The sequence below is a fragment of the Roseiarcus sp. genome (assembly GCF_049514155.1).
Taxonomy (GTDB): domain Bacteria; phylum Pseudomonadota; class Alphaproteobacteria; order Rhizobiales; family Beijerinckiaceae; genus Roseiarcus.
Map to the genome: position 1 here is coordinate 1 of NZ_JBEKVH010000238.1, position 4281 is coordinate 4281.

The window sequence follows — 4281 nt, forward strand, 5'->3', positions numbered from 1 at the left end:
TCGGCGAACTCGCTCGACAGCTTCGTGCCGAGGGCCGACAGAGCGCCGATGAGGAAGACGGCGATCAGCGAGGCGATAAGCGCGTATTCGATCGCGGTCGCGCCGGACTCGTTGGCGACGAAGGACTTGAGGGACTTGATCATTACCTTGCTCCTGCTCCAGAAGACATGCCGTCCGGCGCGTTGACTTCGCCGCTCGGGATAGGGGCAATCTAGGCAGAGGCCCTTGCGGCCAGGTTAATTCGACCGTGCGGAATTCATCCGACAGCCGCTAGCTGTTCGATTGGTAAAGGACGCCTAAATCGGCTTGCGCTCCGGCGCTATCGAGCGCGGCCGGCGCGCCTCCGCCGTAAAGCGGTTCAAGGCGCTTGCGCTCAGCGCAACATTCCCTTCGCCATCGGACCTCGGCCGGCGGCGGAATTCAGCAGACGCTGTGGCCGCATTTGTGGACGGCGTCGATCTTGTCCTTGAGCTGGTCGTAGCCGACGGCGCCGACCACGACCTCCTGGCCGACGACGAACGACGGCGTGCCGTTGATCTGCAACGCGTCGGCCATGCCCATGATGTCCTGCAGCCCGGATTCGATCTGCGGGCTGTCCATGTCCTTGGCGAGCCGGTCCATGTCGAGGCCCATCTCCTTGGCGACCGACAGCGCCTCGGCCTTGCCGATCTGGCCGCGCATGGCGAGCAGCTTGGCGTGGAACGCCCAGAAGCGGTCGCCGGGGAGCTGGTTGCGCGCCGCGCTGGCGACCCGCGCCGCCTCGACCGAGCCCGGCCCGAGGACGGGAAAGTCCTTGAGGACGACTCTGAGATTGGGGTCGTCCTTCATCAGCTTGGCGATATCGGGCAGGGCCCCTTTGCAATAGTGGCAGTTGTAGTCGAAGAACTCGACCAGGGTCGCATTGCCGTCGGGATTGCCGACGTTGGCCTGGAAGGGCGACGAGAACAGCGGGCCGGCGCGGTCGGAAACCGCCTTCTCCCGCTCGGCCTGGGCGGCTTCCTTGTCGTGCTTGTCGAGCGCCTCGATCGCCTCGCGCAGCACTTCGGGGTGGCCGACGAGGTAATCGCGGATGATCGGGCCGAGCTCCTGCTTCTGCGCCGGGGTGAATTCGTCCGCCGCCGCGGGCGCCAGAGGAGTCAACGCCGCCAGGGCGATTGTCGCCGCGACGCAGGCGGCCCAGTGAAGCTTCATCGCGATCTCCTTGCGCTTTCGACGCGCGGGCCTTTCATGCCCCGAATCCGATGGCGGATTCAAGGCGAATGCGCCCGCGCCGCAATCGGGCGGGCGCCGGCGAAACGAAACGAAGCCAGACGAAACGAAAGCGAAGTCGGCGGTTTCGCTTCGCCTCCCGATAGGCTTCGTTTGGCGCGCTCAGCGAAATCGGCGATTTCGCGATTCCGTGCGGATTCAACTCCTTATGCGACGTTTCGTTTCGCCGCGCGATTCGCGTCGCCCATGCGCCTTGCGGGCAACGAGGTCTCTCGCGGTTCATGACCATTGTCGCCGCAGTTCCGGCGCTTGCCAAGCAATTGTCGGTCGAGGCGGATGGAAAACCTCCATAGCGCGCCGAGCCGGCGGCGGGACGCAATCGGCGCTGGCGCCGGCGCGACCGGGTTCGAACGCGATTGTTTCAACGGGACGGCGCCGGCCGTCGGTTTATCTCGGTCGGCGACAGTGCTATCCGAGACCGCGGGGCGGCGACCGCCGCCGCCTCGAGGTTCGAGCGCCCATGATCGTCGTCTTCGGCTCCATCAACATCGATCTCGTCACCCGAGCGAAAATTCCGGCGCCGGGCGAGACCACGCTCGGCGGCGATTACGTCACCGTTCCCGGCGGCAAGGGCGCGAACCAGGCGCTGGCGGCGCGGCGCGCCGGGGCGCGTGTGGCGCTGGTCGGGGCCTGCGGCGCCGATTCCTTCGCCGGCGCGGCGCTGGCGCTGCTCAACGCCGACGGCGTCGACTTGAGCGCGACCCGCACGGTCGCCAGGCCGACCGGAGCGGCGTTCATCGTCGTCGATCCGGCGGGTGAGAACGCGATCGTCGTCGCCGCCGGCGCGAACGCGTCGGCGCGGGCCGAACAGCTTGAAGGATTGCCGTTCGGCCAGGGCGATCTGCTGCTGCTGCAGCGCGAAGTGCCCGAAGCGCAGGTCGACGCGGCGGCGGCGTTGGCGAAGAAACGCGGCGCGCAGGTGATGCTGAACCTCGCCCCGGCAGGCCGGCCGAGCGAAGCGCTGCTCGGCGCGCTCGATTATCTCTGCGTCAACGAGCACGAGGCGGCGACGCTCGGCCACGCGCTCGCGATCGACGCCAGCGAGCCGGAGGGGATCGGCGCCGCTTTGGCGCGCCGCTTCGGCTTCGCCGTCATCGTCACCCTGGGGGCGGCGGGAGCGGTCGGCTTCATCGCCGGCGAGCGCGCGTTCGCGCCGGCGCCGAAGATCGCCGCGGTCGACACCACCGCCGCCGGCGACACCTTCGTCGGCGCCTTCGCCGCCGCGCGCGACCGCGGCCTGTCGTTCGCCGAGGCGATGAAGCGCGGCGTCGTCGCGGGAAGCCTCGCCTGCGCCAAGCCGGGCGCGCAGACCAGCATGCCGACCGCCGTCGAGATCGACGCGGCGATCGGCGGGTAGAAGAACGCGCCGGTCTTGCCAGGCGCGACCGGATCAGGCCCGCCGACGTCCATGAGGCTGCGGCCTTTTGGACCGGGGATGACCGCGGATTTCCTGATCTAGATCATTAAGATCCTGGACGCGCTCGATAATCGAATGCGCGCAGCGGCAAGTTGCGCGTCCGGGGGAGACATGACGAAAATCAATCGCGACGGGTTCACCACCACCTTTGGCGTGCTGGTGGCGACCCTCGGCTCGGCCATCGGGCTGGGCAACATCTGGAAATTTCCCTCGCTGACCGGAACCAACGGCGGCGCCAGCTTCCTGCTGGTCTATCTCGCCGCCACCGTGCTGGTCGGCCTGCCGGTGATGATCGCCGAGACGATGCTGGGCCGGGCGGCGCGGGCCGACGCGGTGACCAGTTTCGAAATTCTGGCGCCGCGCGGCCACTGGTGGTGGAAGGCGGTCGGCGGGATGGGCTTCGCCGCCGCCCTGCTGATCATGGCGTTCTATTCCGAAGTCGCCGGCTGGGTGTACGCCTACATCTTCAAGGCGATGTCGGGCGAAGTGTCGACCGTCGACCCGAAAGTGGCCGGCGCCGCGTTCAGCAAACTGGTTTCATCGCCACTGACCGTGCTGGCCTGGCAATGGGTCGTGCTCGCCCTGACCGGCGGCATCATCATGTTCGGCGTGTCGAAGGGGATCGAAGCGGTGACGCGGCGGCTGGTGCCGCTGCTGTTCATCCTGCTGCTGGTGCTGTGCGGGCGCAGCCTGATGCTCGACGGGGCGGGGCGGGGGCTGGCTTTCCTGTTCCAGCCCGACTTCTCCAAGATCACCCCGGCGGTGGCGCTGACCGCGCTCGGCCTCGCCTTCTTCAAGCTGTCGCTCGGCATGGGAACCATGCTGACTTACGGCAGCTATTTCCGCGACGACCAGAACATCCCGTGGACGGCGACGCGCGTCATGCTGGCCGATTTGTCGGTGTCGCTGCTCGCCGGCGTCGCGATTTTTCCGGCGGTGTTCACCTTCGGCTTCGCGCCGTCCGCCGGCCCTTCGCTGGTGTTCATGACGATTCCGGCCGTCTTCTCGTCGATGCCCGGCGGAATCGTGTTCATGACCCTGTTTTTCTTCATCACCGCCATCGCCAGCGTCGGGGCCATCCTGTCGCTGCTCGAAGTGCCGGCGGCGATCCTGTCGGAGCGCTACGGCCTGGGCCGCAAACCGGCGACGGTCATCACGATTGCCGCGATCGCTCTGCTCGGCGTTCCCGCCTCGCTGTCGCAGAGCGTGATGGAGAACGTGAAGCTCTTCGGGCTCAATCCGTTCGATCTGTTCGACTATTTGAGCTCGAACATCCTGCTGCCGCTCGGCGGCATCCTGATCTGTCTGTTCGTCGGCTGGGTCTACGGATTTAAGAAGACGGAGCAGAGCCTTTCCAACCAGGGCGCGCTGAAAAACCGTGGGTTGATCAAGGCGGCATTTTTCCTCATCCGCTTCGTCGCGCCGCTGGCGATCGCCATCGTGCTGCTGAACGGCCTCAAGCTGATCTGAAGCGAGGGGAGGGGCGCGCGAGCCTATCCGCGCGCAAGGGCCGAGATAGTGGGCGGCGATCGGCGGCCAGAGAGCGGGTTCCCTCATTGTTTGCTTGGCGGAGCGAGGCGCTGGCGAACTTCAAA

Annotated in this window: 4 protein-coding genes; 2 read left to right on the forward strand and 2 right to left on the reverse strand. The window is 67.0% G+C overall.

Translation table 11 applies throughout. From position 1 onward, the window contains the following. Both ABSF49_RS20580 and ABSF49_RS20585 read right to left on the reverse strand, forming a co-directional pair. Positions 1 to 143 (reverse strand): Flp family type IVb pilin (locus ABSF49_RS20580; protein ID WP_424114507.1); only part of this gene is annotated, 143 nt, incomplete at its 3' end. A 277-nt stretch (positions 144 to 420) separates the two neighbouring features. Beyond that, positions 421 to 1191 (reverse strand): DsbA family protein, encoded by a 771-nt coding sequence (locus ABSF49_RS20585; protein WP_424114504.1) that lies wholly within the window; start codon positions 1189 to 1191, stop codon positions 421 to 423. A gap of 538 nt (positions 1192 to 1729) precedes the next feature. Between ABSF49_RS20585 and ABSF49_RS20590 the strand changes: the two genes are divergently transcribed. Beyond that, the gene (locus ABSF49_RS20590; RefSeq protein WP_424114505.1) at positions 1730 to 2626 is read left to right on the forward strand and encodes a ribokinase; all 897 of its coding nucleotides are present in this window, start codon (positions 1730 to 1732) and stop codon (positions 2624 to 2626) included. 171 nt (positions 2627 to 2797) lie between these two features. Beyond that, positions 2798 to 4156 carry a sodium-dependent transporter gene (locus ABSF49_RS20595; protein ID WP_424114506.1) on the forward strand — a complete coding sequence of 453 codons (1359 nt, stop codon included), beginning with the start codon at positions 2798 to 2800 and terminating at the stop codon, positions 4154 to 4156. Positions 4157 to 4281: the final 125 nt, after the last annotated feature.

Coding starts and splice junctions, on each gene's coding strand:
- ABSF49_RS20585 (WP_424114504.1), bottom strand. CDS start 1,191: ATGAAGCTTCACTGGGCCGCCTGCGTCGCGGCGACAATCGCCCTGGCG.
- ABSF49_RS20595 (WP_424114506.1), top strand. CDS start 2,798: ATGACGAAAATCAATCGCGACGGGTTCACCACCACCTTTGGCGTGCTG.
- ABSF49_RS20590 (WP_424114505.1), top strand. CDS start 1,730: ATGATCGTCGTCTTCGGCTCCATCAACATCGATCTCGTCACCCGAGCG.